Source organism: Paracoccus ravus (assembly GCF_004522175.1).
Lineage (GTDB): Bacteria > Pseudomonadota > Alphaproteobacteria > Rhodobacterales > Rhodobacteraceae > Paracoccus > Paracoccus ravus.
Genome location: NZ_SDEB01000003.1, coordinates 64,290 through 89,669, shown reverse-complemented (window position 1 = coordinate 89,669; position 25,380 = coordinate 64,290). Strand labels below are relative to the sequence as shown.

At 64.1% G+C, this 25,380-nt stretch carries 24 protein-coding genes; 14 read left to right on the top strand and 10 right to left on the bottom strand.

Annotation, left to right across the window (positions count from 1 at the left end; all coding sequences use genetic code 11):
- Positions 1-12 precede the first annotated feature (12 nt).
- Genes cyoB through ESZ60_RS03775 form a run of 4 tightly spaced genes read left to right on the top strand, consistent with a single transcriptional unit; the run spans position 13 to position 3,779 of the window.
- Positions 13-2,022 carry a cytochrome o ubiquinol oxidase subunit I gene (gene cyoB, locus ESZ60_RS03790; RefSeq protein WP_134679086.1) on the top strand — a complete coding sequence of 670 codons (2,010 nt, stop codon included), beginning with the start codon at positions 13-15 and terminating at the stop codon, positions 2,020-2,022.
- A gap of 4 nt (positions 2,023-2,026) precedes the next feature.
- Complete coding sequence (cyoC, locus tag ESZ60_RS03785) at positions 2,027-2,647, top strand: cytochrome o ubiquinol oxidase subunit III (protein WP_134679085.1); 621 nt, start codon at positions 2,027-2,029, stop codon at positions 2,645-2,647.
- Positions 2,647-3,039, top strand: coding sequence for a cytochrome o ubiquinol oxidase subunit IV (gene cyoD, locus ESZ60_RS03780; protein ID WP_134679084.1), 393 nt, complete (start codon positions 2,647-2,649; stop codon positions 3,037-3,039). Before cyoC ends, cyoD begins: the two co-directional genes overlap by 1 nt.
- The gene (locus ESZ60_RS03775) at positions 3,036-3,779 is read left to right on the top strand and encodes an SURF1 family protein (protein WP_245155564.1); all 744 of its coding nucleotides are present in this window, start codon (positions 3,036-3,038) and stop codon (positions 3,777-3,779) included. The genes cyoD and ESZ60_RS03775 overlap by 4 nt, the downstream gene beginning before the upstream one ends.
- On the opposite strand, the gene ESZ60_RS03770 is transcribed toward ESZ60_RS03775, so the two are convergent.
- The 3 genes from ESZ60_RS03770 to otsB are packed head-to-tail and all read right to left on the bottom strand — an operon-like array spanning position 3,754 to position 7,669.
- Positions 3,754-5,142, bottom strand: coding sequence for an alpha,alpha-trehalose-phosphate synthase (UDP-forming) (locus ESZ60_RS03770; protein WP_134679083.1), 1,389 nt, complete (start codon positions 5,140-5,142; stop codon positions 3,754-3,756). The genes ESZ60_RS03775 and ESZ60_RS03770 overlap by 26 nt on opposite strands.
- Positions 5,139-6,935 carry a glycoside hydrolase family 15 protein gene (locus ESZ60_RS03765; protein WP_134679082.1) on the bottom strand — a complete coding sequence of 599 codons (1,797 nt, stop codon included), beginning with the start codon at positions 6,933-6,935 and terminating at the stop codon, positions 5,139-5,141. The genes ESZ60_RS03770 and ESZ60_RS03765 overlap by 4 nt, the downstream gene beginning before the upstream one ends.
- Entirely contained in the window at positions 6,932-7,669 is a 738-nt protein-coding gene (otsB, locus tag ESZ60_RS03760) for a trehalose-phosphatase (RefSeq protein ID WP_167620051.1), read from the bottom strand. Before otsB ends, ESZ60_RS03765 begins: the two co-directional genes overlap by 4 nt.
- Positions 7,670-7,930: 261 nt before the next feature.
- Here otsB and ada point away from each other — a divergent pair, with 261 nt between their 5' ends.
- Complete coding sequence (gene ada, locus ESZ60_RS03755; protein ID WP_134679080.1) at positions 7,931-8,995, top strand: bifunctional DNA-binding transcriptional regulator/O6-methylguanine-DNA methyltransferase Ada; 1,065 nt, start codon at positions 7,931-7,933, stop codon at positions 8,993-8,995.
- Position 8,996: 1 nt separating this feature from the next.
- On the opposite strand, the gene ESZ60_RS03750 is transcribed toward ada, so the two are convergent.
- Positions 8,997-9,176, bottom strand: coding sequence for a hypothetical protein (locus ESZ60_RS03750; RefSeq protein ID WP_134679079.1), 180 nt, complete (start codon positions 9,174-9,176; stop codon positions 8,997-8,999).
- A 130-nt stretch (positions 9,177-9,306) separates the two neighbouring features.
- On the opposite strand from ESZ60_RS03750, the gene menC reads away from it, so the two are divergent.
- From menC to ESZ60_RS03735, 3 genes are read left to right on the top strand one after another with little or no spacing between them, the layout of a single operon-like run.
- Positions 9,307-10,437 (top strand): o-succinylbenzoate synthase, encoded by a 1,131-nt coding sequence (gene menC / locus ESZ60_RS03745; RefSeq protein WP_134679078.1) that lies wholly within the window; start codon positions 9,307-9,309, stop codon positions 10,435-10,437.
- A complete protein-coding gene (locus ESZ60_RS03740) occupies positions 10,434-11,165 on the top strand; it encodes a GNAT family N-acetyltransferase (RefSeq protein ID WP_134679077.1) in 732 nt (243 codons plus the stop codon). The genes menC and ESZ60_RS03740 overlap by 4 nt, the downstream gene beginning before the upstream one ends.
- Positions 11,166-11,208: 43 nt before the next feature.
- On the top strand, positions 11,209-12,669 hold the full coding sequence (locus ESZ60_RS03735) for an APC family permease (protein ID WP_134679076.1): 1,461 nt from the start codon (positions 11,209-11,211) through the stop codon (positions 12,667-12,669).
- Between the two features lie 10 nt (positions 12,670-12,679).
- Here the strand turns inward: ESZ60_RS03735 and ESZ60_RS03730 are convergent, their stop codons facing one another.
- Positions 12,680-13,789, bottom strand: coding sequence for an alpha/beta hydrolase (locus ESZ60_RS03730; protein ID WP_245155563.1), 1,110 nt, complete (start codon positions 13,787-13,789; stop codon positions 12,680-12,682).
- Between the two features lie 245 nt (positions 13,790-14,034).
- On the opposite strand from ESZ60_RS03730, the gene ESZ60_RS03725 reads away from it, so the two are divergent.
- The gene (locus tag ESZ60_RS03725; protein WP_134679075.1) at positions 14,035-15,981 is read left to right on the top strand and encodes a DEAD/DEAH box helicase; all 1,947 of its coding nucleotides are present in this window, start codon (positions 14,035-14,037) and stop codon (positions 15,979-15,981) included.
- Positions 15,982-16,021: 40 nt separating this feature from the next.
- On the opposite strand, the gene pobA is transcribed toward ESZ60_RS03725, so the two are convergent.
- The 4 genes from pobA to ESZ60_RS03705 all read right to left on the bottom strand — a co-directional run bounded on the left by pobA (position 16,022) and on the right by ESZ60_RS03705 (position 20,546).
- Positions 16,022-17,188 carry a 4-hydroxybenzoate 3-monooxygenase gene (pobA, locus tag ESZ60_RS03720; RefSeq protein WP_134679218.1) on the bottom strand — a complete coding sequence of 389 codons (1,167 nt, stop codon included), beginning with the start codon at positions 17,186-17,188 and terminating at the stop codon, positions 16,022-16,024.
- 111 nt (positions 17,189-17,299) lie between these two features.
- Positions 17,300-18,190 carry a helix-turn-helix domain-containing protein gene (locus ESZ60_RS03715; RefSeq protein ID WP_134679074.1) on the bottom strand — a complete coding sequence of 297 codons (891 nt, stop codon included), beginning with the start codon at positions 18,188-18,190 and terminating at the stop codon, positions 17,300-17,302.
- Between the two features lie 51 nt (positions 18,191-18,241).
- Positions 18,242-19,519 (bottom strand): MFS transporter, encoded by a 1,278-nt coding sequence (locus ESZ60_RS03710; RefSeq protein WP_134679073.1) that lies wholly within the window; start codon positions 19,517-19,519, stop codon positions 18,242-18,244.
- A gap of 112 nt (positions 19,520-19,631) precedes the next feature.
- Positions 19,632-20,546 (bottom strand): LysR substrate-binding domain-containing protein, encoded by a 915-nt coding sequence (locus ESZ60_RS03705; protein WP_167620050.1) that lies wholly within the window; start codon positions 20,544-20,546, stop codon positions 19,632-19,634.
- Positions 20,547-20,612: 66 nt separating this feature from the next.
- Here ESZ60_RS03705 and pcaD point away from each other — a divergent pair, with 66 nt between their 5' ends.
- The 5 genes from pcaD (at position 20,613) to ESZ60_RS03680 (ending at position 24,512) form a co-directional block, all read left to right on the top strand.
- Complete coding sequence (gene pcaD, locus ESZ60_RS03700; RefSeq protein WP_134679071.1) at positions 20,613-21,392, top strand: 3-oxoadipate enol-lactonase; 780 nt, start codon at positions 20,613-20,615, stop codon at positions 21,390-21,392.
- The gene (gene pcaC, locus ESZ60_RS03695; RefSeq protein WP_134679070.1) at positions 21,389-21,769 is read left to right on the top strand and encodes a 4-carboxymuconolactone decarboxylase; all 381 of its coding nucleotides are present in this window, start codon (positions 21,389-21,391) and stop codon (positions 21,767-21,769) included. Before pcaD ends, pcaC begins: the two co-directional genes overlap by 4 nt.
- The gene (pcaH, locus tag ESZ60_RS03690; RefSeq protein WP_134679069.1) at positions 21,766-22,497 is read left to right on the top strand and encodes a protocatechuate 3,4-dioxygenase subunit beta; all 732 of its coding nucleotides are present in this window, start codon (positions 21,766-21,768) and stop codon (positions 22,495-22,497) included. The genes pcaC and pcaH overlap by 4 nt, the downstream gene beginning before the upstream one ends.
- On the top strand, positions 22,497-23,102 hold the full coding sequence (gene pcaG / locus ESZ60_RS03685; RefSeq protein WP_134679068.1) for a protocatechuate 3,4-dioxygenase subunit alpha: 606 nt from the start codon (positions 22,497-22,499) through the stop codon (positions 23,100-23,102). Before pcaH ends, pcaG begins: the two co-directional genes overlap by 1 nt.
- Before the next feature lie 99 nt (positions 23,103-23,201).
- Positions 23,202-24,512: a class-II fumarase/aspartase family protein gene (locus ESZ60_RS03680; RefSeq protein WP_134679067.1), complete on the top strand. Its 1,311-nt coding sequence runs from the start codon at positions 23,202-23,204 to the stop codon at positions 24,510-24,512.
- Here ESZ60_RS03680 and ESZ60_RS03675 read toward each other — a convergent pair.
- Positions 24,509-25,336, bottom strand: a complete 828-nt coding sequence (locus tag ESZ60_RS03675) for a DUF6635 family protein (protein ID WP_134679066.1) — start codon at positions 25,334-25,336, stop codon at positions 24,509-24,511. The two genes, ESZ60_RS03680 and ESZ60_RS03675, sit on opposite strands and share 4 nt — an antisense overlap.
- Between the last annotated feature and the right edge of the window lie 44 nt (positions 25,337-25,380).

Genomic DNA, 25,380 nt, shown 5'->3' with positions numbered 1-25,380 from the left:
CCGGAGTCCCAGATGGCCATTCCAACCAATGTCGAAACAACCTTCCTTCTGGGGCGTCTGAATTTTGACGCCATCCCGAAGGAGCCGATCGTCCTGGCGACTTTTGTCGTCGTCGCGATCGGCGGCGTGGCGCTGGTCGCCGCGCTGACCAAATTCAAGCTCTGGGGGTATCTCTGGAACGAGTGGTTCACCTCGGTGGACCACAAGAAGATCGGGATCATGTACATGATCCTTGGCCTCATCATGTTCGTGCGCGGCTTTGCCGATGCCATCATGATGCGCGCCCAGCAAGCCATCGCCTTCAACGGCTCGGAAGGCTATCTGAACGCGCACCACTACGACCAGATCTTCACGGCGCATGGCGTCATCATGATCTTCTTCGTGGCGATGCCCTTCGTCACCGGTCTGATGAACTATGTCGTGCCGCTGCAGATTGGTGCCCGCGACGTGTCCTTCCCCTTCCTGAACAACTTCTCGTTCTGGATGACGGTGGGCGGTGCGGTCATCGTCATGGCCTCGCTTTTCGTCGGCGAATTCGCGCAGACCGGCTGGCTCGCCTTCCCGCCGCTCTCGGGCATCGCCTATAGCCCATGGGTCGGCGTCGATTATTACATCTGGGGCCTGCAGATCGCGGGTGTCGGCACGACGCTTTCGGGGATCAACCTGATGGTGACGATCCTCAAGATGCGCGCGCCCGGCATGACCATGATGAAGATGCCGGTCTTTACCTGGACTTCGTTCTGCACGAACATCCTGATCGTCGCGTCCTTCCCGGTCCTGACGATGACACTGATCCTGCTGACGCTGGACCGCTATCTGGGCACGAACTTCTTCACCAATGACCTTGGTGGCAGCCCGATGATGTATATCAACCTCATCTGGATCTGGGGCCACCCCGAGGTTTACATCCTCATCCTGCCGCTGTTCGGCGTGTTCTCGGAGGTCACCTCGACCTTCTCGGGCAAGCGTCTGTTCGGCTATACCTCGATGGTCTATGCGACCGTCTGCATCACGGTCCTGTCCTACCTCGTGTGGTTGCACCACTTCTTCACGATGGGTTCGGGCGCGTCGGTGAACTCGTTCTTCGGGATCACCACGATGATCATCTCGATCCCGACCGGGGCGAAGCTGTTCAACTGGCTGTTCACCATGTATCACGGCCGCGTCCGCTTCGAGTTGCCGATGATGTGGACCATCGCGTTCATGCTGACCTTTACCATCGGTGGCATGACCGGCGTTCTGCTGGCTGTTCCGCCTGCCGATTTCGTGCTGCACAACTCGTTGTTCCTGATCGCGCATTTCCATAACGTGATCATCGGGGGCGTGCTGTTCGGTCTGTTCGCGGCGATCAACTTCTGGTGGCCCAAGGCCTTTGGCTTCAAGCTGAACGTTTTCTGGGGCAAGGTCAGCTTCTGGTGCTGGGTGATCGGCTTCTGGCTGGCCTTCATGCCGCTGTATATTCTCGGCCTGATGGGCGTGACCCGCCGGATGCGCGTCTTTGACGATCCGAGCCTGCAGATCTGGTTCATCATCGCGGCCCTTGGCGCGGTGCTGATCGCGGCGGGTATCGGAGCGATGTTCGTCCAGTTCGGTATCTCGATCTGGAAGCGCAACGAGCCGGAATATCGCGACGTGACGGGTGATCCCTGGAACGGCCGCACGCTGGAATGGGCGACCTCGTCGCCGCCGCCCTCCTATAACTTCGCCTTCACTCCGGTCGTTCACGGCCTGGACGCATGGGCCGAGATGAAAGAGGCAGGCGCCGCACGTCCGAAGGCAGATTACATCCCGATCCACATGCCGCGTTACACCGGCACGGGCGTGATCCTTGCTGGCCTCAGCACGATCTGCGGCATGGCCCTGATCTGGTATATCTGGTGGCTTGCCATCGTCTCGTTCCTCGGGATCATCGCCTACTCGATCTACCACACCTTCAACTACGACCGGGATTACTACGTCCCCGCCGAGGAAGTGAGCGCGGTCGAGAAGGCCCGTGACCTTCAGCTGGCACAGGGAGCATGATGCGATGAGCACCGTTACCCAACTCCAGAACCCTGCCGCCTATTGGGAAACCGAGCCGCATCACCACCCGGAGGGAGCCTCGACCAATATCGGCTTCTGGGTCTATCTGATGAGCGACTGCCTGATGTTCGCGGTGCTTTTCGCGACCTATGGCGTGCTTCACGGAAACCTTGCGGCCGGTCCCGGCCCCAAGGATCTCTTCGACCTCGAACTGGTGGCGGTGAACACCGCCATGCTGCTCTTCTCGTCGATCACCTATGGCTTCGCGATGCTGCGCATGGTCAAGGGCGACAAGGCGGGTACGCTGAAATGGCTGGCGATCACGCTGTTCTTCGGCCTCTGCTTCCTGGCGATCGAACTCTACGAGTTCCATCACATGATCCATGTGGGCGCGGGTCCGCAGCGCTCGGCCTTCCTCTCGGCCTTCTTCACGCTGGTGGGCACGCACGGGTTGCACGTCACCTTCGGCTCGATCTGGCTGATCACGCTGATGGTTCAGGTGTCGAAATTCGGCCTGACCTCGGCCAATCAGCGCCGCCTGATGTGCCTGAGCCTGTTCTGGCACTTCCTTGACCTGATCTGGATCGGGGTCTTCACCGTCGTCTATCTCATGGGGGTGATCTGATGGCACATTCGCATAATCATGACGCGCATCACGGCGCAGGTCATGGGCATGAGGATCACCACGATCATGGCAGTTTCAAAAGCTACATGACCGGCTTCGTGCTGGCGGTGATCCTGACCGTGATCCCCTTTGGCGTGGTCATGGGCGGAGGTTTCGACAGCCGCCTGATGACCGTGGGGCTGGTGGTACTTTGCGCCATCGCGCAGGTTCTGGTTCACATGATCTATTTCCTGCACATGAACAGTTCGGCCGAAGAGGGCTGGACGCTGCTCTCGGCGCTTTTCACCATCGTCATCGTGGGCATCATGATCGCAGGTTCGCTTTGGGTCATGTTCCATCTGAACACGAACATGATGCCGCAGATGAACCACGAATTGCAGGTCATGCCGTGACGGATCGCGCGACCCAAGGGTCGCGCGGCCCCCGGTCCAAGCTGGCCTGGGCATTGATGACGCTCGCCTCAGCGGTGGGCGTCATCGTGCTTTTGAGCCTCGGGATCTGGCAGGTCCAGCGGCTGAACTGGAAACTGGATTTGATCGACCGCGTCGAGTCGCGGCTCGAGGCCCCGGCCGTTCCGGCCCCCGGTCCGCAGGACTGGGCGGCGATCACCCCCGCGGGCGACGAATATCGCCGGGTCTCGCTGTCCGGTATCTACGCCTATGACAGCGAAGTTCTGGTCAAGGCGGTAACAGGCCGGGGTGCGGGCTTTTGGGTGATGACGCCCTTGACCCTGCCCGAGGGCTGGTCCGTCTGGATCAATCGCGGCTTCGTTCCGAGTGACCGGCGTGAGTCTGCCGCGCGCGCCCGTCCCGAAGGGCTACAGGACGTGACCGGGCTCTTGCGCATCACGCAACCGGGCGGGGCCTTCCTGCGCGAGAACGATCCGCAAGGCGGGATGTGGTATTCCCGCGATGTGTCGGCCTTGTCCCGCAGCTACGGCCTGACCGATGCCGCGCCCTATTTCGTCGATGCCGGGATGGGACCGGATGCCACGGCCCTGCCGGTGGGAGGGCTGACCGTGGTGAGTTTCCGCAACAATCACCTGAGCTATGCATTGACCTGGTTCGCCATGGCCGCGGGTCTTGCGGCCGGCGCCTGGTATGTCCTCAGCCGAGATCGCTCGGCTGCCTGACCGCGTCGCGCGTTCTGGCGGGCTGCAGATCCGAGAGAAAGGACTTGGCCCAGACCGCTACGGGCCAGGCCTCGAGCCGCCGCATGATCGCGGAATGCCGGTCTCGTCGCTCCTCGACGGACATCGTGAGTGCGCGGGCCATCGCGCCCGCCACCTCTTCGACATCATGGGGATTTACGATCAGCGCCGCCTCCATCTCGGCGGCGGCGCCCGCGAATTGCGACAGTACGAGGACGCCGGGATCCTCGGGATCCTGAGCCGCGACATATTCCTTGGCGACGAGGTTCATCCCGTCCCGCAGGGGCGTGACCAGCCCGACCTTTGACAGCCGGTAGAGCCCCGCCAGCAGGCTATGGCTGAAGGCGCGGTTGATATAGCGCACCGGCACCCAATCGAGCGTGCCATAGGCGGCATTCAACCGCCCGGCGCGCTCGGCGACCTCCTGCTGGATTCGGTCATAGCCCTCGATCCCGCTGCGCGAGGCCGGCGTGATCTGAAGAAAACTGACACGGTCATGCAGGCCGGAATGGTTCTCGAGCAATTGCTCGATCGCCCGCAGCCGCTCGGGCAGGCCCTTGGAATAATCCAGCCGGTCCACCCCGATCACCATGTCGCGCGGCCCGAACCGCCGGTGCAGTTCACGGATCCGGGGCAGATCGCGCGCACGCTTGGCCCGTGCCGCGAAGGCCGCCGTGTCGATCGAGATGGGATAGGCACCGATCCGTGTTCCCCGTGGCGGGGTCGAGGCTTCCAGGTCGTGGCGTGTCGCGTCCAGGGCCTCGCGCAGGTTGCGCGCGTCGGCACGGGTCTGAAGTCCGACGACATCATAGGCAAGGATCGCCGACAGAAAAACCGCCGCGCGGGGCAGGGCGCGGAAAAGATCCTGCGCTGGCCAGGGAATATGGTGGAAATAGCCGATGCGGTTCTTGACCCCCATCTCGCGCAGCGCGGCGGCGAGCGGGATCAGGTGATAATCATGCACCCAGATCAGGTCATCGGGCCGCAGCATCGGCACCAGCGCCTCGGCGAATTTGCGGTTCACCGACAGATAGCTTTCCATATCGGCGCGGTTGAATTCCAGAAGATCGGCCCGGTAATGGCACAAGGGCCAAAGCACGCTGTTCGAGATCCCCTCGTAATAGCCCGCGACATCCGCCGCCGTCAGGTCAAGCGCGGCATAGCGCACCGCGCCCTCTTCCTGCACGTCCGGCGGTCCGGGCTCTTCGGCTGTCTTGCCCGACCAGCCCAGCCACAGTCCGCCCTTGTCCTTGAGCGCGGCTTCGAGGGCAACGGCCAATCCGCCTGCTGCCACCCCCTTGCCCAGGGCGGGCAGGCGGTTGGACACCACGATAAGACGGCTCAAACGACCTCCTCCCATGTGCGGGACAGCTTTGTAGCCGCATTGATCAGCCCGACCATCGAGTAGGTCTGCGGGAAATTGCCCCAAAGCGTCCGGCTGCCGACATGCACGCCCTCGGACAGCAGGCCAAGGGAATTGCGCTGTTCGAGGACCTCGGCAAAGATCTCGCGCGCTTCCTCTTGGCGGCCCAGACGGCAGAGCGCGTCGATCAGCCAGAAGGTGCAGGCCGTGAAGGCGGTTTCAGGCGCGCCGAAATCATCCGGTGCCTTGTAGCGGAACAGATGATGGCCCTGCCGCAACTCGGCCTCGATCGCGGCGACCGTGGCCTGATAGCGCGGATCCTTGCCGCTGGTGAATCCGATCTCGGTCATCAAAAGCAGGCTTGCGTCCAGATCTTCGCTGCCAAAGGCCATGACATAGCTTTGTCGGGTCTCGCTCCAGCCATAGGCCTCGACTGCTTCGCGGATCTTGGCGGCCTGCGCCCCCCAATAGGCGGCGCGGTCGGGCAGGCTCAGATGCGCGGCGATCCGGGCCAGGCGGTCGCAAGCCCCCCAGCACATCATGGCCGAATGGGTATGGATGCTTTCGCGGGTGCGGAATTCCCACAGGCCGGCATCGGGCGTGTTCCAGCGCGCCACGGCCTGCTCGCCCAGAACTTCAAGGCGCTGGAAGAGGTCATGCCCCCCCAGCCTCGGCAGGCGCTGGTCGAAGAAACATTGGCTGACCGCAAGGATCACCGAGCCATAGCCATCGTTCTGGACCTGCATATAGGCGGCATTGCCGCGCCGAACCGGGCTATTGCCGCGGTAACCCGCGAGTTCGTCGCAGCTTTCCTCGACGATGACCCGCTCATGACCCAGCCCGAAAAGCGGCTGCATATAGCCATCATGCGATCCGGTCGCGATGTTCAGGACATATTCGACATAATCCTCCATCGTCTTGGTCACGCCCAGACCGTTCAGCGCCTTGACGGTGAAGAAACTGTCCCGCAGCCAGCAGAAACGATAATCCCAGTTCCGTCCGGTATCCTGATATTCCGGGATCGAGGTGGTCAGCGCCGCCACGATTCCGCCGGTTTCCTCGTATTCGCAAAGCTTCAGGGTGATCGCGGCCCGGATCACCGCATCCTGATAATCCGGCGGGATCGACAGGGCGCGCACCCAGTCCGACCAATAGGCCTCGGTCCTTTCGAGGAAATTCGCTGCGATGGCCTCGGGCGCGTCGCTCAGGGGCTCGTCAGGGCCCAAAAGGAAAACGCGCGGCCGATCGAGCAGAAACGGTGTCTCCTGCAGCACGAACTCAACCGGGGCCGAGGTCGTCAGGCGCAGCGTTTCCTCGCCCAGTTCATAGCGCAGATGGTTCGAGCCGCGCCGCACCTCGGCGGGATAGGCGCCGTAAGCGTGACGCGGCCGCAGCCGCACGGTGACGCGCGGCATGCCGACGAGCGGCTCGATGATGCGCAGGATCGTGCGGCCGCGGAACATCCGTCCCCGCTCGCGGAATCGCGGCATGAAATCGGTGATCTTGAGCCGGTTGCCCTTGGCGTCGGTCTGGATGGTTTCCAGGATGGCGCTATTGCGGCGATAGCTTTGGCTGGTCTCGACAAGATCGTCGCAGCGGATCGACCAGATGCCTTCCTCCGCTCCGGCCTTGGGTTCGAGAAGCCCGCAAAAGACCGGATCTCCGTCGAAACGCGGCAGGCACATCCACACCATGTCGCCCTGACGATTCACGAGGGCCGCGGTCGTCGCATTGCCGATGATCCCCAGTTCCAGCGATTGTATGCCTCGGTTCATGCCTCGAGCCTCCGTTCCAGCCAGTCGCCCAGTTCCGCAGGGCCGGAAAGGCGGATGTCGGCGGGCAGGTCGCGCTCGCCCAGAGCCACGGCCAGACCACCCGCCGAGCGCGCTGCCGCGAGCATAGGAAGATCGTTCAGGTCATCGCCAAAGGCCACGGGCCGGCGCCCCAGAAACGGGTCGATCGTCATGAAGCGGCGCAGCGCCCCGCCCTTGTCGTCCCCCACGGGCCGAATTTCTGCCACGCATTTGCCGGGCTGGATCTGCCAACCCGCCCCGAGCGTCGCAAGGGTCTCATGCGCGGCTTCCACCATCGCACCCTCGGCCGAGGGCGCGGCGCGCCAATGCAAGGCAAGTCCCTGGCCCTTGTCCTCGAGCACCGCGCCGGGATGGCGCACCACCAGACGCGCAAGTGGGGGCAAGAGAGGCCGGATCGCGTTGATGCGATCCGCCACCGCGACATCGGCGCGGCCCGGAAAATCCACCCCATGCAGGGCCGCGACGGGGATCTCGCTGTCCAGATGCGGGGTGATTTCGGCGCGGTTGCGCCCGGTAATGATGGCCACCGCACCGCCGGTCCTCAGACTGAGCCGCGTAATATTCTGGCGCATCACCTCGCCCAGCGTCACATCCTGCGGTCTTGGGGCGATCTCGGCCAGAGTTCCGTCGAAATCAAAGAAAAAAGCATGCCGATCCAGATCCAGCGATCCGAATTCCCTGACGTTATCCTTCAAGTCTTCCGTCCTTTTCCAGTGGCGCGATACGCTCGCGTTCCCAGCGGTTCGGTTTGCCGACCCTGTGCCGGCGCATTCTAAAGACCGCAGTCACGAAGCGGGTTCCGCGAAAGCAGCGTGTTTCGCGCTGCTCGCGGCTCTGCCCGTACCATGGTCGGGATGCCGCGACCTCTGCCCCCGGATTTGGCAGCAAGCGTCGGAGCGCATTCACGACCGCAGTTCAGCATGATATGCCCCTCACGACCAGGAAGGTGCTATAACATGTTCATGTCTCCGGATCAAAACACCACCCCCGACCCGCGCTGGACGGCGGTTATCGCACGCGATTCCTCGGCCGATGGGCGCTTCGTCTTTGCCGTGCGCACGACCGGCATCTATTGTCGGCCGTCCTGCTCGTCGCGGCGCGCCCGGCCCGAGAATGTCGCATTTTTCGCCTCGCCCGACGAGGCCGAGGCCGCGGGTTTCCGGCCCTGTCTGCGCTGTCATCCGCGCGGCCTTTCGGCGGCCCAAGCCAATGACGCGCTGGTGGCCGAGGCCTGCCGGATCATCGAGAATGCCGAGGATATTCCCGATATCGCCGCCCTGGCCGACAAAATCGGCCTGAGCCGGTTCCATTTTCACCGGGAGTTCAAGGCGAGAACCGGAATGACGCCCGCCGCCTATGCCCGCGCCCGCCGCGCCGAGCGGTTTCGCGCTGCCCTCACAGAAACCGAAAGCGTCACCGAGGCGGTGCAGGCGGCGGGCTACGGCTCGACCAGCCGCGTCTATGAGGACGCGGCGCAGGTCCTTGGGATGCGGCCCTCGGATTATCGGCGGGGTGGGCGGGATGCCGTGATCCGCTATGCCGTCGCGCCCTCTGCGTTGGGGATGGTGCTGGTCGCCGCGACCAAGACGGGCCTCTGCGCGATTTCGCTGGGGGACGAGGCGCAACCCCTTGTGCAGGAATTGCGCGCCCGCTTTCCCAAGGCGGAACTGGCCGAAGGTGCGGCGGATTTCGCGCAGATCGTCAGGCGCGTCGTGGCTTTTGTCGAGGCACCGGGCACGGGGCTGGACCTGCCGCTGGATATCCGCGGGACGGCCTTTCAGCGCCGGGTCTGGCAGGCCTTGCAAGATCTGCGCGCGGGCGAGACCGTCAGCTATGCCGAATTGGCCGCCCGACTGGGCGAGCCGCGCGCCGTCCGTGCCGTTGCGGGCGCCTGCGCGGCGAATACGCTTGCGGTGGCGATCCCCTGTCACCGTGTGCTGCGCAGCGACGGGTCGATCTCGGGTTATCGCTGGGGCGTGCCCCGCAAGCGCGAGTTGCTGCGCCGCGAGACCGAGGGATGATTCAGCGTCCGCGTTGCCAGAACAGCGCGTAAGCCAGATACAGGCCGGCAGCCCCAAAGGCAGCCGCCCAGAGATGGGCGCCCTGCGAAAATTCCATGGCGGCCCAGCCCAAGGGGGCCACCACGCAGAGCAGCCTGACCCAGAGACGGTCGAAAAACGGGTTGTTTGGATCCACGAGCATGGCGTCTTCTAGCCCAGGCCGTCACAAGGATGAAGGGGTGACGCACCGGATCGGGCAATTAAGCCAAGGCGCGCTTGCGCTGTCGTCGTTTTCGCATCAGTTTGCGCGCGCCTTTCCTGCGAGATTTCACATGACCCAGACCCAGTTCCCCGGTATCCGCATCGACGCGGCGGAATTGCGCATCCTGCGCCTGCCGCTTCTGACCCCTTTCGTGATCTCGACCGGCACCATGACCGAAAAGGTCTTTCCGCTGCTGACCCTGCGTGGCGAAGGGCTCGAGGGCTATGCCGAGGGGGTCATGGATACACTCCCGGACTATCTTGAGGAAACTCAGGCAGGCGCGCTGCATTTCCTGCGTGAGGCGGTGCTGCCGCAACTCATCGGTCGGCGCTTCTCCAACCCCGCCGAGATCGACGCATTGCTGGCCCCCTGGCGCGGGCATCGCATGGCAAAGGCCATGGTCGAAATGGCGGCATGGGATCTCTGGGCCAAGGCGCTGAACCAGCCGCTCTCGGCGCTTCTGGGCGGGACGCGGGACGCGGTCGAGGTCGGCGTCAGCCTTGGCATCGCCGATATACCCACGACGCTCGAGCGCGTCGCGGCTTCGGTCGAGGCGGGTTATCGCAGGGTCAAGCTCAAGATCAAGCGCGGCCATGATCTGGCGATGCTCGAGGCGGTGCGGGCGGCATTCCCCAAGACCAAGCTGACGGTTGATGCCAATACGGATTACCGCCTGGGTGATCTGCCACTGCTGGCCGAGATGGATGGCTTTGGGCTGGATTATATCGAACAGCCCTTGGCATTCGACGATATCCACGACCACGCGGTGGTGCAGGCGCGTCTGCGGACGGCGATCTGTCTGGATGAAAGCATCCGCAGCGCGGTCGATGCCCGCAAGGCGCTGGTGGCGGGTGCGGCGCGTGTTATCAATATCAAGGTGGGACGTGTCGGGGGGTTCCGTTCGGCACAGGCGATCCATGACCTCTGCGCGGCCTTCGACGTTCCGGTCTGGTGCGGCGGGATGCTCGAATCGGGGATCGGGCGGGCGCATAACATTCATCTCGCGAGCCTGCCCAACTTCTCGAAACCGGGTGACACATCCTCGGCAAGCCGCTATTTTGCAAGGGATATCACCGAGCAGAGCCTTGAGGCCAAGTCCGGGCTGATGGCAGTTCCCAAATTCGGTCCGGGCCTGGGCGTGACACTGGATCGCGGCTTTCTCGACAGCGTGACCGGCGCGCGCGAAGAGGTCCGGCCATGAGCGGCCCGATCATCCGCGAGCTTGGTTCCCTGACGGAACTGAAGGCGTCGGAAGATCTGCAACGCGCCGTCTGGGGGCAGGATGATCCGGCCGACAACGCCGATCTGATGCTGGCGATCCAGCACGAGGGCGGTCTGGTCGCGGGGGCCTTCGACGGCGACAGGATGCTGGGCTTTCTCTTCGCCTTTCCCAGTGCCACTCCCGGCGTGCAGCATTCGCACCGCCTTGCCGTCCTGCCCGAGGCGCGCGGTCTGCGTCTGGGCGCGCGCCTGAAATGGTTCCAGCGCGATTGGTGTTTGGCGCGGGGCATAGGGCTGGTGCGATGGACCTACGATCCCCTGCGCGCGGTGAATGCGGGGCTGAATATCGCCGGGCTTGGCGGCACTTCCGGGACTTACCTGGAAAACTATTATGGCCAGATGGAGGGCATCAATGCCGGCCTGCCCTCGGACCGGCTGATCGTGGACTGGGCGCTTGACAGCCCCGAGGTCGCGGCACGCGCCGGGGGGCAAGTGCTGGTCCCGCCGGATCAGGGCCTGCGCATCTCGATTCCAAGGGATATCGACGCCCTGCTGCGCGACGACCCTCGGGCGGCTCTGGCCGCGCGGCTGACGCTGCGCGAGGACTTGACCAAGGCCTTCGCCCTCGGCCAAAGGATCCACGGATTTGACAGCCGTGAGGCAGCCTATCTGCTTTCCGGCCCCGAGCCGGGAGCCGAGGCCGGCTGAGCGGCGCGCCGGCCTGTCCGGATAACGAAAAGACAGACAGTATATGACCAGTTCGCCATCGCTTTTTCAGCGCATCTCTCGCACGAAACCTATCGACCTTGCCGCGCGGCAAGGCGGCATGGCGGGCGGATCGAGCATGCGGCGCAGCATGTCGCTGTTCCAGCTGACCATGCTGGGCGTTGGTGCGACGGTCGGGACGGGCATTTTCTTCGTGCTGGCCGAGCAGGTCCCGACGGCGGGACCGGCAGTTCTGGTCTCGTTCCTGATCGCGGGCTTTGCGGCAGGCCTGACGGCGCTGTGCTACGCTGAAATGAGCTCCATGATCCCGGTCTCGGGCTCCAGCTATTCCTATGCCTATGCCACGATGGGAGAGGGGATCGCCTTCATGGTCGCGGCCTGCCTGGTCCTGGAATATGGCGTCTCGGCGGGCGCGGTCGCGGTCGGCTGGAGCGAATATCTGCATGACCTGCTGCTGACCACGACCGGGGTCGAATTGCCCCGCGCCTTGTTGCACGCGCCGCTGGTTGCCGATGGCTACCGCCTGCATTTCGGAGGCGACGGACTGATCAACCTGCCTGCCGCCGTCCTGGTCTTTTTGTGCTGCATGTTGCTGGCGCGGGGAACGCGCGAGTCCGCGCGGGCCAATGCGATCATGGTGGTGCTGAAGCTGGCGGTTCTTGCGCTTTTCATCGCGCTGGCCTTCACCGCTTTCGATCCCGACAACCTTGCGCCCTTCGCGCCCCATGGCATGGGTGGCATCAGCGCCGCCGCCGGGTCGATCTTTTTCACCTTCATCGGCCTTGATGCGGTCTCGACGGCCGGAGATGAGGTCGAAAATCCGCGCCGCAACCTGCCGCTCGCGATCATTCTCGCCTTGGTGATTGTCATTGGCTTTTACCTGCTCGTGGCATTGGCCGCGCTTGGCGCGCAGCCGCAATCCCTGTTCGAGGGGCAGGAGGCCGGGCTTTCGGTCATCCTTCGCAATGTCACCGGCTCGGCCGTTCCCGCCGTCATCCTGTCGGCCGGGGCGGTGATCTCGGTCTTTTCGGTGACGCTGGTCGTAATCTATGGCCAGAGCCGGATCCTTTATGCCATGTCCCGCGACGGGATGCTGCCGCCGATCTTCAGCCGGCTGAATCCCGTGACCCAGACACCGACCGCGAATACGCTCATCGTCTCGTGCTTTGTCGCCACGATCGCGGCCTTTCTGCCGTCGGACGTGCTGTGGGATCTGACCAGCATGGGGACCCTCACGGCATTCAGCGTGGTCTCGATGGGCGTCATCATCCTGCGCTATCGCCGCCCGGATGCCGAGCGCGGCTTCAAGGTGCCCTTCTTCCCGGTGCTGCCGGTCCTGAGCATCCTGTGCTGCCTTTACCTGATTTCGAGCCTACCGGGGATCGTTTTCCGGCTCACGGCCATCTGGCTGATCTGCGCCGCCGCGTTCTACCTGTTCTACTCGTCGCGCAATTCGGCGCTTGAGCCGAAAACCACCGGAGAATAGGCTGAGCGCCTCAGCGCCCGGTCACGCTGATCGGGATTGCGGTCAGCATGTCGCTGAGCGCGGGGGTGCGTCCCGCCCTCAGCCCGCCCGGCTGATTGAGCCCCGCTCCGATCAGCCGGACGACCTCGGGCGAGCCTGCGAATTTCGAATGGCTGCCCGAGCTGGAATCGCTGATCCGCGACAGGTCGATCACGGTGACGCCCAGCCCCTCGAATTCGGCCGCATGTGCCGCCCCCACCCTTGGCACACCTCCGGCGATGCGCCGCGACGCCAGAAGCGCACGGTCGTCGCGCGAGACGAGCAGATAGATCTTGCTTCGGATTTCGGGGGGCAGCATCGCGATCTGGGTGCGAAACAGGTCGATGTCGATATCGGGAGAGGCCAGGATGATCGTATTGATCATGTGCCGTCGACCCAGAGTGCCGCGCTGCTGGCTGTCCACGAGCCCCTCCATAGTCAGCAGCGTTCCCATGGAATGGGCAAAGATATCGACGCTTTCCGCGCGCGTGCCTGCCAGAAGTCCCGCGATATCGTCCAGCTTGCTGCGCGCAATCAAGGCGCTGTTCATGTCATAGACATAGCGCGGCGCGCGCGCGGCAGATGCCCATGCCAGCAGGACGGGAACCCCGTCATAGCCGGTATCCTCGACGAATTGCGCGAGCCGCAGGATCGCGTCGCTGGTGGTGTTGTTATAGCCGTGAACAAAGAGCAGGATCCGGCGTCGGCCGGGGGGACGCCGCGCCAATTCTCGGTCGATTTCGCCCGCAAAGGACCTTGCGCTGGCATAGACGACCGGATCGATGATCGAGAATTCGGTTCTTGGGTCGGGCGGCAGCTTCTCGGGCCGTTCCAGCGCGCCGACCTTATGCGTCGGCGGCACGGTGGCGACCACGGATGCCAGACCCAGTTCCGGCGCGCGTTCGGCAGAGTAGAACGCGCCCACGACTTCGGAGGCCTGCCGTGTCGTCGCGATGAACATCTTGTGCCGCCGCAACTGAGCGATGCTTTCGTCCGGAAGGGCCGGATTCTCGATTCCGACCAGTTCCGGCGGACGGCTGCATCCCGCCAGCAAGGGCGCAGCCAGAAGCAGACCCAGAATATCGCGTTTCTGCATGTTCATGATAGATTTCACCATAACCGTCCCATGTCCCGCCATTTTTTCCCCAGAGCTTGGACAAGACGGCCGTTTCAGGCAATGGATTTTCGAGGGCATGGTCAAATAGTGCCTTTACTTGTCGATGCTTGAGGTCTAAGGGGCCAGTCTTTGGCTCCGCAACCACGGAGCGGCGGTGCTTTTGGCATGACCGTCGCGAGGGTTCTGGTGCCGCTCATCGGGTGTTCGGCACCCCCTTTTCTGGCGAAAACATGACAGAACTGAATATTGCTGCGCCTTTGGCCGCGGCGCTGGCAGCCAAAGGCTATGCCAGCCTGACCTCCGTGCAAGAAGCCGTTATCGGCGCTGATGCGGATGGCCGCGACATGCTGGTCTCGGCGCAGACGGGTTCGGGCAAGACGGTGGCCTTTGGTCTGGCCGTGGCTCCCGATATCCTTGGCGGCTCGCTGTCCTTGCTGCCCGCGGATGTCCCGCTGGGTCTGGCGATTGCGCCGACGCGCGAATTGGCGCTACAGGTCGCACGCGAGCTGGAATGGCTTTATGGCGAAACCGGCGCGCAGATCGCCACCTGCGTCGGCGGCATGGATTACCGCAGCGAGCGCCGGGCGCTTGCGCAAGGCGCGCATATCGTCGTCGGCACTCCGGGTCGCCTGCGCGACCATATCGACCGCGGCAGCCTCGACCTGTCGGGCCTGCGCGCCGCCGTCCTCGACGAGGCCGACGAGATGCTGGATCTGGGCTTCCGCGAAGATCTGGAATTCATTCTGGAATCCGCTCCGGATACCCGCCGCACCCTGATGTTCTCGGCGACGGTTCCGCCGGCGATCGAGAAACTCGCCAAGGACTTCCAGAAAGACGCTTTGCGCATCGTCGCCGGTGGCGAGGCCCGCCAGCATGGCGATATCGAATATCGCGGCATCAGCGTCGGTCCGCGCGACCGCGAGCCCGCGATTTTCAACCTGCTGCGCCTTTACGAGGCCCGCACCGCGATCATCTTCTGCAAGACCCGCGCCAATGTGAACCACCTGCTGGCCCGCATGGGCAATCGCGGCTTCAAGGTCGTGGCGCTGTCGGGTGAGCTGAGCCAAGCCGAGCGCAGCCATGCGCTGCAAGCTTTGCGCGATGGCCGTGCCCAAGTCTGCATCGCGACTGACGTTGCCGCGCGCGGCATCGACCTTCCCGGTCTGGAACTGGTGATCCATGCCGATCTGCCGTCGAATGCCGAAACTCTGCTTCACCGTTCGGGCCGTACTGGCCGTGCAGGTTCCAAGGGCGTTTCGGCCCTGATCGTGCCGCCGTCGGATTACAAAAAGGCGCAGCGCCTGCTGAAATTCGCCAAGGTCGAAGCGGCTTGGTCCGGTGCGCCTTCGGCGGATGATGTCCGCGCCAAGGACGATCTGCGGATGCTCGAACATCCGACGCTGCTGAACAAATCCGAGGACGATGCCGCCCAAGCCGCCGATCTGATTGCGCGCTTTGGTGCTGAACAGGTCGCCTCGGCCTTCATCCGTCTGTGGCGCGAAGGCCGTCCCTCGCCCGAGGAACTGGCGGTCGTGAACGAGCGTCCCGCGCCTTCCGCTCCGCGTGAGCAGCGTGATTTCAACAACTCGGTCTGGTACTCGCTGTCGGTCGGCTATTCGGGCCGCGCCGAAGCGCGCTGGCTGTTGCCGAAAATCTGTGAAGCCGGGAACGTCAATAAGGACGTGATCGGCGCGATCAAAATCCGCGAAGACGAGAGCTTCGTGCAGATCGCTGGCGAAGCCGCCGATAAGTTCGGCGAAGCCATCGAGCTGGAAGAAGGCCTGATGATGCTGCGCCAGCAAGGCATGCCGAATTTCGAGCGTGCCGGTGCTGCTCCCGGTGCGCGTCGCGCGCCCGCCGAGAAAAAGGGCTATCCGAAGAAAAAGCCGGAAGGCGCTTACGAGTCGCGCAAGCGCGATGAGGGTCGCGACGATTGGCGTGAAGAGCGTCGCGATGACCGTCCGCGCAGCGAAGATGCCGCCGCGCCGCGCAAAAAAGAGCGTTGGAGCACCGCCGATAAAGCCGCGAAACGCGGCTCGGATGCCGCACCCTATGCCAAAAGCAAGCCGGGCGCGAAACCCGCTGCGGGCGGCAAGGCTGGCTGGGCCAAGCCCGCGCCCAAGCGCAAGGCCGATGCCTATAAGGGCAGCCACGCCCCGAAATCCCGCAAGGGCTGAGAATAAGGAAACGCCCGGTCAGTGACCGGGCGTTTTCATTTCAATAGGGCAGGCCAACGTAGTTCTCGGCCAAGGCAGTTTGCGCGGCCTCGGAATGGGCGAGGTAATCGACCTCGGCGGCCTGCATCCGGGCAAGGAATTCGCCCTCGGCCGGGAATTCGTGCAGCATCCGCGTCATCGACCATGAGAAACGCGAGGCTTTCCAAACCCTTGCCAATGCTGTCGCGGAGTAATCCTGTAACAGTTGCCCATCACCCGCGAATTGCGCGATCAGCGCGCGGGACAGATACCAGACATCGGAGGCAGCAAGGTTCAGCCCCTTTGCCCCGGTCGGCGGGACGATATGGGCGGCGTCTCCGGCAAGATAAATCCGCCCCCAGCTCATCGGTTCGGAAATGAAGCTGCGCAGCGGCGCGATGCTTTTCTCGATCGAAGGGCCGGTTACAAGTATCTCGGCCAGATGCGGCGGCAGGCGGCGCTTGAGTTCGGCCCAGAATGCCTCATCGCTCCAATCCTCGACCTTGTCGGTCAGAGGGACCTGCAGATAATGGCGGCTCAGATTGGCATTGCGCATCGAGCAAAGCGCGAAACCGCGCTCATGGCCGGAATAGACCAGCTCATCGGCGACCGGGGGCGTATGGGCTAAAATCCCAAGCCAACCAAAGGGATAGACATGCTCGAACTCGCGACGGACAGATTCCGGGATCGAGCGGCGGCTCACGCCGTGAAAGCCATCGCAACCCGCGATATAGTCGCAATCGACGCGGCGGGTCTGGCCTTGATGCGAGAAGGTCACATAGGGCGCGTCGGTATCGGCATCGTGGATCGCGACATCTTCGGCCTCATGAAAAATCGGGGCGCCGATCCGGTCAAGCTCGTCGTAAAGGTCATGGGTGACCTCGGTCTGGCCATAGATCATCACCGACTTGCCGGTGAGCTTCTTGAAGTCGATGTGAACGGTCGTGCCATGCGCGGTGATGATGGTTCCGTCATGGACGAATCCTTCGCGATCCATTCGCGTGCCGACGCCCGCCTGCCGCAGGATGTCGCAAAGGCCTTGTTCCAGAACCCCGGCCCGGATGCGGGACAGCACATAGTCGCGTGAGCGGCGTTCCAGCACGACGGCATCTACACCCGCGCGGCGCAAAAGCAATGACAGCAGCAGCCCGGAGGGGCCGCCGCCAATGATGCAGACCTGATGGCGCATGATCTTTTCCTCCTCGGGCGGCGCAGAGATGCCGCCCATGATCCGCGTCAAATTGGCGCATCTCATCTTGTCATGAAATGGACCCCGCGTCGGAAAGATTGGACAGTTCGTCTAGTCGCTTCGGCCGTGCTTGCGGAACGCGCCGGGCGACATTCCCGCGCGGCGTGCGAAGAAGCGGTTGAAATAGGCCGGGTCGTCGAAGCCTGCCAGATGGGCGATCTGGGCTACGCTGCTTTCGGTATAAAGCAGGTAACGCTTGGCCTCGAGCAAGATACGCTCATACAGGATTTCGCTGGCGGTACGATCCGCACGGGCCCTGCAGGCGGCGTTTAACCGGGCCGTCGTCACGGCAAGTGCCGCCGCATAGGCCGATGGCGCTCGTTCGGTGCGAAAATCGCGTTCGATCAGCGCGCGATAACGCATCACGAGGTCCTGATCTTTGTCGGGGACGGTCGTTTCGGTTCCGGATTGTGCCATGCCAAGGCGAAGAACGATGACAAGGATGCGCAGAAACAGCGCCGTGATTGCTGTACGGCGTCCCGGCGCGGACCATACGAATTCGCGCAAGAGCCAATCAAACGTATCCACCGTCGCGGGCAGGTCCACGCCTGAACCCGTGATTTTCAGCACCGCCGGGCGCGCAATGGCTTGCGCTAAGCGCGGATCGCCCGAGGTAACACTGCTCAGAAATCCCAAAGCGGCGGTCACGACATGGCCGTCCGTGCCGGGGTCGAACTCGAATTGATGGACGCAGCCAGCGGGCAGCACGAGAATGCAGGGGGCGGGGATCGCAAGGGTCGCATCCTCGATCCGGATCGTGCCACCGCCGCGATGAACCAGCAGAACCTGAATATGCTCGGGATGGGCATGGGCTTTGATCTGCCAGGCATTCGGGCCACTGCGATCCAGAATCGGCTCGACATGTAGGAAGTCGCGTTCGACATCGCGGTCCCGGTCCCCGTAGAGGTAATATTGGGGGATGATGTCTGGCGCGCGGCGCATGTCGCAGTCCTGTGGTCAGGCCCGGCGCGAGGGCGCGCCGGGCGGATCGGGTCAAGCCTGTTGGCGCATCACCTTGGTGGTCGTGATCGCGATGGCGGCGAAAAGGCCCACAATCGCAAAGACATAGAAGCCCCACGGATGTCCCACACCCAGTGAAACGAGAGTTCCGCCCAGAAGCGGACCCGAGATCGCGCCCAACCGCCCGATGCCCGCTGCCATGCCAAGGGCGGTGGCGCGAACGGCGGGCGGATGGTTCGCCGCCGTATAGGCATAAACCAGCACCTGCGCCGAAAAGACGAAGCAGCCGGTGACAAAGACCAGCGGATAAAGCGCCGCCGTCGGAACCTTGACCGACAGCGCGGCCAAAAGCGCGCAGCTTGCGAGGAACCACAGGATCGTCGCGGTCCTCAGGCCGATCCGGTCACCCACCGCACCGGCCACGAGCAGGCCGCAAATCGCGCCGGCATTCATCAGAAGCAGGAAGAACAGGCCCTTTTGCAGCCCGTAACCCGCCTCGATCATCAGCGTCGGCAGCCAGGTGTTCAGCGCATAGACCAGAAGCAGCCCCATGAAGGACGTGACCCAGATGCCGAGACTATTGCGCAGGAAAGGCGCTCGGAACAGCACGCCGCTCGAAAGCGCGGGCGCTTCCTCGGTCGCCACGGGGGCAAGGGTCAGGCCATTCGCACGGGCGATTTCTTCGGCCTCGGCATGGCGGCCCTTGGCCAGCAGGAAGGCAGGCGATTCGGGCAGGTGGCGCATCATCGCTGGGACCAGCGCGAAACCGGGCAAGGCACCTGCCACGAACATCGAGCGCCAGCCCAGCAGCGGCAGCAGCGCAAGACCCAGCAGCGCGGTCGCGACCGCACCGACATGATAGCCGGTCATCACCCGCGTCGAGGCCTTGCCCGCGCGTCCTTGCGAGAATTCCGTGACCATGGCGATGGCCGTCGGCAGACAGCCGCCCAAGCCGAAGCCGGCAAGAAAGCGGAACAGCGACAGCTGTATCCAGTCCTGCGAAAAGGCGCAGGCCAGCGTCGTGACCGAAAAGGCCGCGACGGACCAGATCATCGACTTGCGCCGCCCAACCCGGTCGGTCAGCGCGCCGATCATCAGTGCGCCGAAAGTCATGCCGACCAGGCTGATGGTCGAAACAAAAGTCGCCTCGGGCTTGGTCATGAAGGGCATATCCCCGCCCGTCAGGGTCGGGATCAAAGCGCCCAGCACCACCAGGTCAAAGCCGTCCAGCACCACGGCAATCCAGCACAGGCTGGCCACCCAACCGGTGGCCGCCAGTCCGCGCGTCACATTCTGCGTTGCCAAAGTCATGGTTCTCCTCGCATCTCGGGAATCGGGCCCCATCCGCCCGTCCGATTTGCGCGCCCCCTAGCAATGCCTGATGCGCTCTGTAAATGGACAAATTTCGTGGCGGCCTGCGCCATCACGCCTTGTCTCGGGCCAGTTCGCGGGCAATTTCCTCAAATTCGGACAGTCCCGACACGGAAATGGCCTGACGTCGGGTCATGCCGATCGCGCCCGACAAAAACCGTGCGCCGGTCGGCAATTCGACCAATTCGCCGCGCTCAAGCTCGTGGATGACCACCCCATGCGAGATGAACCACATGGCGTCCGAGCCAAGGCAAAGCCCACGTCCCAGGGCCAGAGAGACGGTCTCGAAGGCAGGTCGCAATCCGCTCAGCCCATGGGCCGAAAGGTAATCCGTCACGGCCGGCCTGATCAGCGCCGTGGCCGGGGGCAGGACCAGCGGCGATGCCGCGAGGGCTTCCGGCGCGGGGCGGTCGCGCAGCGGATGGTCGGCGCGGGCGACCAGGATGACGCCGTCCTCGTAGAGATGGTCGAACCGCAGCCCGGCCATTTCCGAAGATCCCGGCAGGCGGCCGACCACCATGTCGACGGCCCCGTCGCGCAAGAGCCGCATCAGGTGGAAATGCGGCCCGGTCTCGGCCGCCAGAAGGATGGCGGGATGCAATTCCCGAAAGCGCAGCATGACCTGCGGCAGGAACCGGGTCGCGACGCTGGGCAGAACGCCGATCCGCAACACGCCGCTGCCGCCCGGCTTCACGGCCCTGGCCGCAGCCTCGAGCGCCTGCATCGCGGCCATGGCGTGACGTCGAAACAATGTCCCCGCCTCGGTCAGGACCATCCGCCGCCCCTGCCGCAGGAACATGGCCTGGCCGAGCAGGGTCTCCAATTCCGCCAGGGTGCGCGACAAGGCGGGCTGGGTAATGCCCTGCGCGCGGGCGACCGAGGACAGCCCGCCTTCGGCGGCGATCTCCAGAAAGGCCCTGATATGGCGCAGCTTGACGCCGGGATGCATAGCAGATTGGTTATTCATTTTGGCTGATTTTGCATTATTCACGCCGGAACTGTTGTGACAGATTATGGAAAGAGGGAGAGCACCATGCAAGTTCTGACCCGCCCCTGGGGCGCGATGCATTACCGGATCGACGGCCCGGCCACTGGGCCCGTCGTCGTTTTCGCCAATTCTCTGGGGACGGATCTGCGGCTTTGGGACCAATTGCTGGCCGAGATGCCCGAAATCCGCGCCATTCGTTTCGACAAGCGCGGCCATGGCCTCTCCGACGAGGGCGGCAATTTCACGGTCGATGATCTGGCCGATGATGCCGCGGCCCTGATCGAGCATCTGGGCCTTGGCCCGGTCATCTTCGTCGGCCTTTCGATCGGGGGCATGATTGCGCAATTGATCTCGGCCCGGCGGCCCGAGTTGATCCGCGCGGCGGTCCTGTCGAACACCGCGGTTCAGATGGGCAATGCGCAAGGCTGGTCCGAGCGTGTCGCCGCGATCCGCGCGGGCGGGATCGATTCCATCGCCGATGTCATTATGCAGCGCTGGTTCGCACCTGCATTTCGCGCCCGAGCCGAACTCGCGGCATGGCGCAATATGGTCGTGCGGACCTCGGCCGAGGGCTATATCGGCGCCTGCCATGCGCTCGCGGCAGCCGATCTGACCGAGACGACGCGCGGGTTGACCCTGCCGGTCGCGGTGATCGCTGGCGATCAGGACGGCTCTTCGCCCGCCGAACTTGTCAAGGCGACCGCCGATCTGATCCCCGACGCGGCATTCCATATCATTCCCGAGGCGGGCCATCTGCCCTGCGTCGAGCAGCCCGCGGCATTTGCGGCGATCCTGCGGGATTTTCTTGAGGAACATTCGAAATGAGCGACAGATTCGATCAGGGCATGGCCACGCGCCGCCGCGTGCTGGGCAATGCCCATGTCGATCGGGCCGAGGCGGCGAAGACCGATTTCGACGCGCCCTTCCAGACCCTGATCACCGAGGCGGCATGGGGCTCGGTCTGGTCGCGCGATACGATTTCCCCGCGCGAACGCTCGATGCTGACCATCGCGCTGCTCGCGGGTCTGGGCAATGACCATGAGCTTGCCATGCATATCCGCGCCACTGCCAATACCGGCGCGACGCAGGATGACGTTCTGGAAGCCCTGCTGCATGTCGCGATCTATGCGGGCGTGCCGCGCGCGAACCACGCCATCAAGATCGCCAAGGAAACCTTCGCCAGCATGGAGAGCCAGCGATGAAAAACGACATCGACCGGGGGCCGCTGTTTTTCCGCGACCGCGACTGGCATCCGGCGGCATATACGCCCGGATACAAGACCTCGATGACCCGTGCGCCATTCCGGCCTCTGGTCGCGCTGGGGTCCACGCTCAGCGAGGAAACCGGCCCGGCCTTCGGTCATACCATGATCGGCGCGCTCGATAACAACTTGATCCTGAATTTCACCGGCCAGCCCGCCATCGGCGAGCGCATCATCATGCATGGCCGTGTCTTGGACGAGAACGGGCGCGGTATCCCGAATGTGCTGGTCGAGATCTGGCAGGCCAATGCCGGAGGCCGCTACCGCCATAAAAAGGACAACTACGCCGCCCCGCTTGATCCGAATTTCGGCGGTTGCGGACGCACCATCAGCGGGCCGGACGGGTCCTACGAATTCCTGACCGTGCGCCCCGGTGCCTATCCCTGGCCGAACCACGTCAACAACTGGCGGCCGATGCATATCCATATCTCGGTCTTTGGCTCCGGCTTCGGCCAGCGCCTGATCACCCAGATGTATTTCGAGGGCGACCCGCTGATCGCGAAATGTCCCATCGTCAAGACCATCGGGCAGGAAAAGGCGATCCAGGCTCTGGTGGCGCCCCTCGACATGAACCGCGCGATCCCGATGGATTGCCTGGCCTACAAGTTCGACATCGTGCTGCGCGGCCGCCGCCAGTCATTCTTCGAGAACCGCAAGGAGGGGCTGTGATGCAGAAGCTCGACTATCTCAAGGAATCCCCCTCGCAAACCGCAGGCCCCTATGTTCATATCGGCCTGACCCCGAACAAGCTGGGCATCCCTGGCATCTACCCCACCGATCTGGGCGAAAGCCCGATCCGCGAGGGGGCCAAGGGCGAGCAGATCACCATTGTTGGCACGGTTCAGGACGGTGCGGGCATGATCCTGCGCGATGCGCTGATCGAAAGCTGGCAGGCCGATGCCGAGGGCATCTATCCCGGCAACGACCCGCGCGGTGCTGCGGACCCGAACGTGACGGGCTGGGCGCGCATCATCGCCGATTTCGACAGCGGAGAATGGACGCTTTCGACCATCAAGCCGGGACGCGTGCCCTTCCCCGACGGGCGCATGATGGCCCCGCATATCGCGCTTTGGGTCGTTGCGCGAGGCGTCAACCTGGGCCTGCAGACCCGGATCTATTTCGAGGATGAGGACAATGAGTCCTGCCCCGTCCTGCAAAGGATCGAGCATCGCCCCCGCGTGAACACGCTGATCGCCAAGAAGACCGCAGACGGCACATATCGCTTCGACATCGTCCTGCAGGGCGAAAACGAGACCGTCTTCTTCGACATCTGAAGGGCACGCCCCCTCGCATCTTTCTTGGTAGATAAATATCCTCGGGGGGCCCGGGGGGCAGACAGCCCCCCGGCCTTTCCACAATCAGAAGGCCCGACCATGCCCGCATCCGCCGCCGACAGCGCGATCTACCGCAATCTTTTCAGCGATGACGCTACTGCCGCACTGTTTTCCGACAGTGCCGAGATCCGGGCCATGTTGCTGGTCGAGGGGATGTTGGCCCGCGTCCAGGGCGAACTGGGCCTGATCCCCGAAACCGCCGCTGCCTATATCGAGCGTGCCTCGCGCGAGACGCAGATCGACCCTTCGGCCCTCGCCGCCGAGACCGCGACGAATGGCGTGCCGATCCCGGCGCTGGTCGCGGCCTTCCGCAAGGAGATGAAAGCCCCCGAATATGCGCAATTTCTGCATTGGGGCGCGACCAGTCAGGATATCATGGAGACCGGCCTCGCGCTGCGCCTGCGCCGCGTGACCGAGATCTGGGACGAGCGTCTGGGTGCACTCGTCGCGACCTTGGGCAAGCTCGCCGCCGCCCATGCCGACCTGCCGATGGCAGCCCGAACCTATGGTCAGGCCGCGACGCCCACCAGTTTCGGTGCGCTGGTCTCAGGCTGGGGCCATCCGCTTTTGCGCCATCGCGCAAGGCTCGCGGCGCTGCGCCCGGAGCTTGCGACGGTTTCGCTCGGCGGTGCGGCGGGCACGCTCTCGGCCATGGGTCCCGAGGGTCCGGCGGTGCGCGCGGGCCTTGCGAAGGCGCTCGGTCTGTCCGATCCCGGCCATAGCTGGCATGCCGAGCGCGACCGGATCGGCGCCTTCTCGGCATGGATGGCGGGGCTGATGGCCAGCCTTGGCAAGATCGGCGAAGACCTGATCCTGATGACCCAATCCGGCATCGACGAGATCCGGCTCGAAGGCGCGGGCGGATCTTCGACCATGCCGCAAAAGCAGAATCCGGTCGGCCCTTCCGTTCTGGTCGCGCTGGCGCGGCATTCGGTGGCGCTGGCTTCCGCCATGCAGGGCGCGGGGCTGCATCGCCAGCAGCGCGACGGATCGGCATGGTTCGTCGAATGGCTGAGCCTGCCGCAGCTTTGCATCTCGACCGGGCGCGCGCTGGCCTTGGCCGAGCAGGTGATCGCAAGCCTTTCGCCCGATGCCGACGCGATGGCGCGCAATCTGAATGCCGGGGGCGGGTTGATCCATGCCGAGGCGCTGAGCTTTGCTTTGGCACGTCACATGCCACGCCCCGAGGCGCAGGCCCGGATCAAGGAACTTTGCGCCGAGGCGATCCGGGCGGGTGGCTCTCTCCCGGATCTGGTCCGGCGCGATTTTCCCGATCTAGATCTCGCCATCGGCAGCCTCGGGACCGCGCCCTCCGAAGCCCGAGACTTTGCCGCGCAGGCCGCAGTCTAGCGCCAGCCGCGCCAGAGCGAGGCCGCCAGATCGCCGATATCCCCCAACCGGGCGAGCAGATGTTCGCCCGAAAGCGCAGGCTCGGGCCGGTTCCGGTCGAGCCGCGCCATCATTCGCATCAAGCGCCGCTGGTGAATCCCGGCCCAAAGCTGGACCGGATCGGCCAAGAGCCCGGCAAAGGCGGTGACAAGCGCCGCCAGAAGCGCCAGCGCAAGTCCGGTCAGAACCAGTTCGGACAGCGAATGCTGGGCCGGAAACCAGCCATACCAAACCCCTCCGGCCCAATCGCCCAAGGCGAAATCCCGGATCGCCTGCGTCTGCGCCCGCAGATGGGCCAAAGGCTCGGCCAGTGTCACGATGCCGGGCGTCGCGCGTCGAAACAGCGCGATCCCCGCCAGCAGGACCAGAGCCGAGGTGGTCAATTCGGCCACCGCATTGCGCGCCTCGGCATGGGCTTCGATAGCTGCCTCGATCCGCTCGGCCGAGGCATCGGGCGCGACGCCTTTCGCGGCGAGAGCCCCGAAAAGCCCATGCAGATCGGATTTCAACTGCCGCGCCAGATCGGTGGTGAGAAAGATCTTGCGCTGCGACAACCACGCCGCCGCCCGCCGCGCTCCCAGAAGCCGCAGGATCAGCGCCCAGAGCCGCAGCAGCAGAAAGACCGGCGACAGCATCACGTTCAGCGGCGCGCGCAGAAGGTCAGTTCCGAGTGAGGCGCGATGCAGCCGCAAGGTGCCGCGCAGCCCGTAGCGGGCGCGGGCAAAGCGGCGAATCTCGCTCTCGCGCAGGGTCATCGGCCTTGGATCGGCGGGCAGGGGCGGCATCGTTTGTCCTTCGTGACCGGCTCGGGCCAGAGACTTGGCAATGG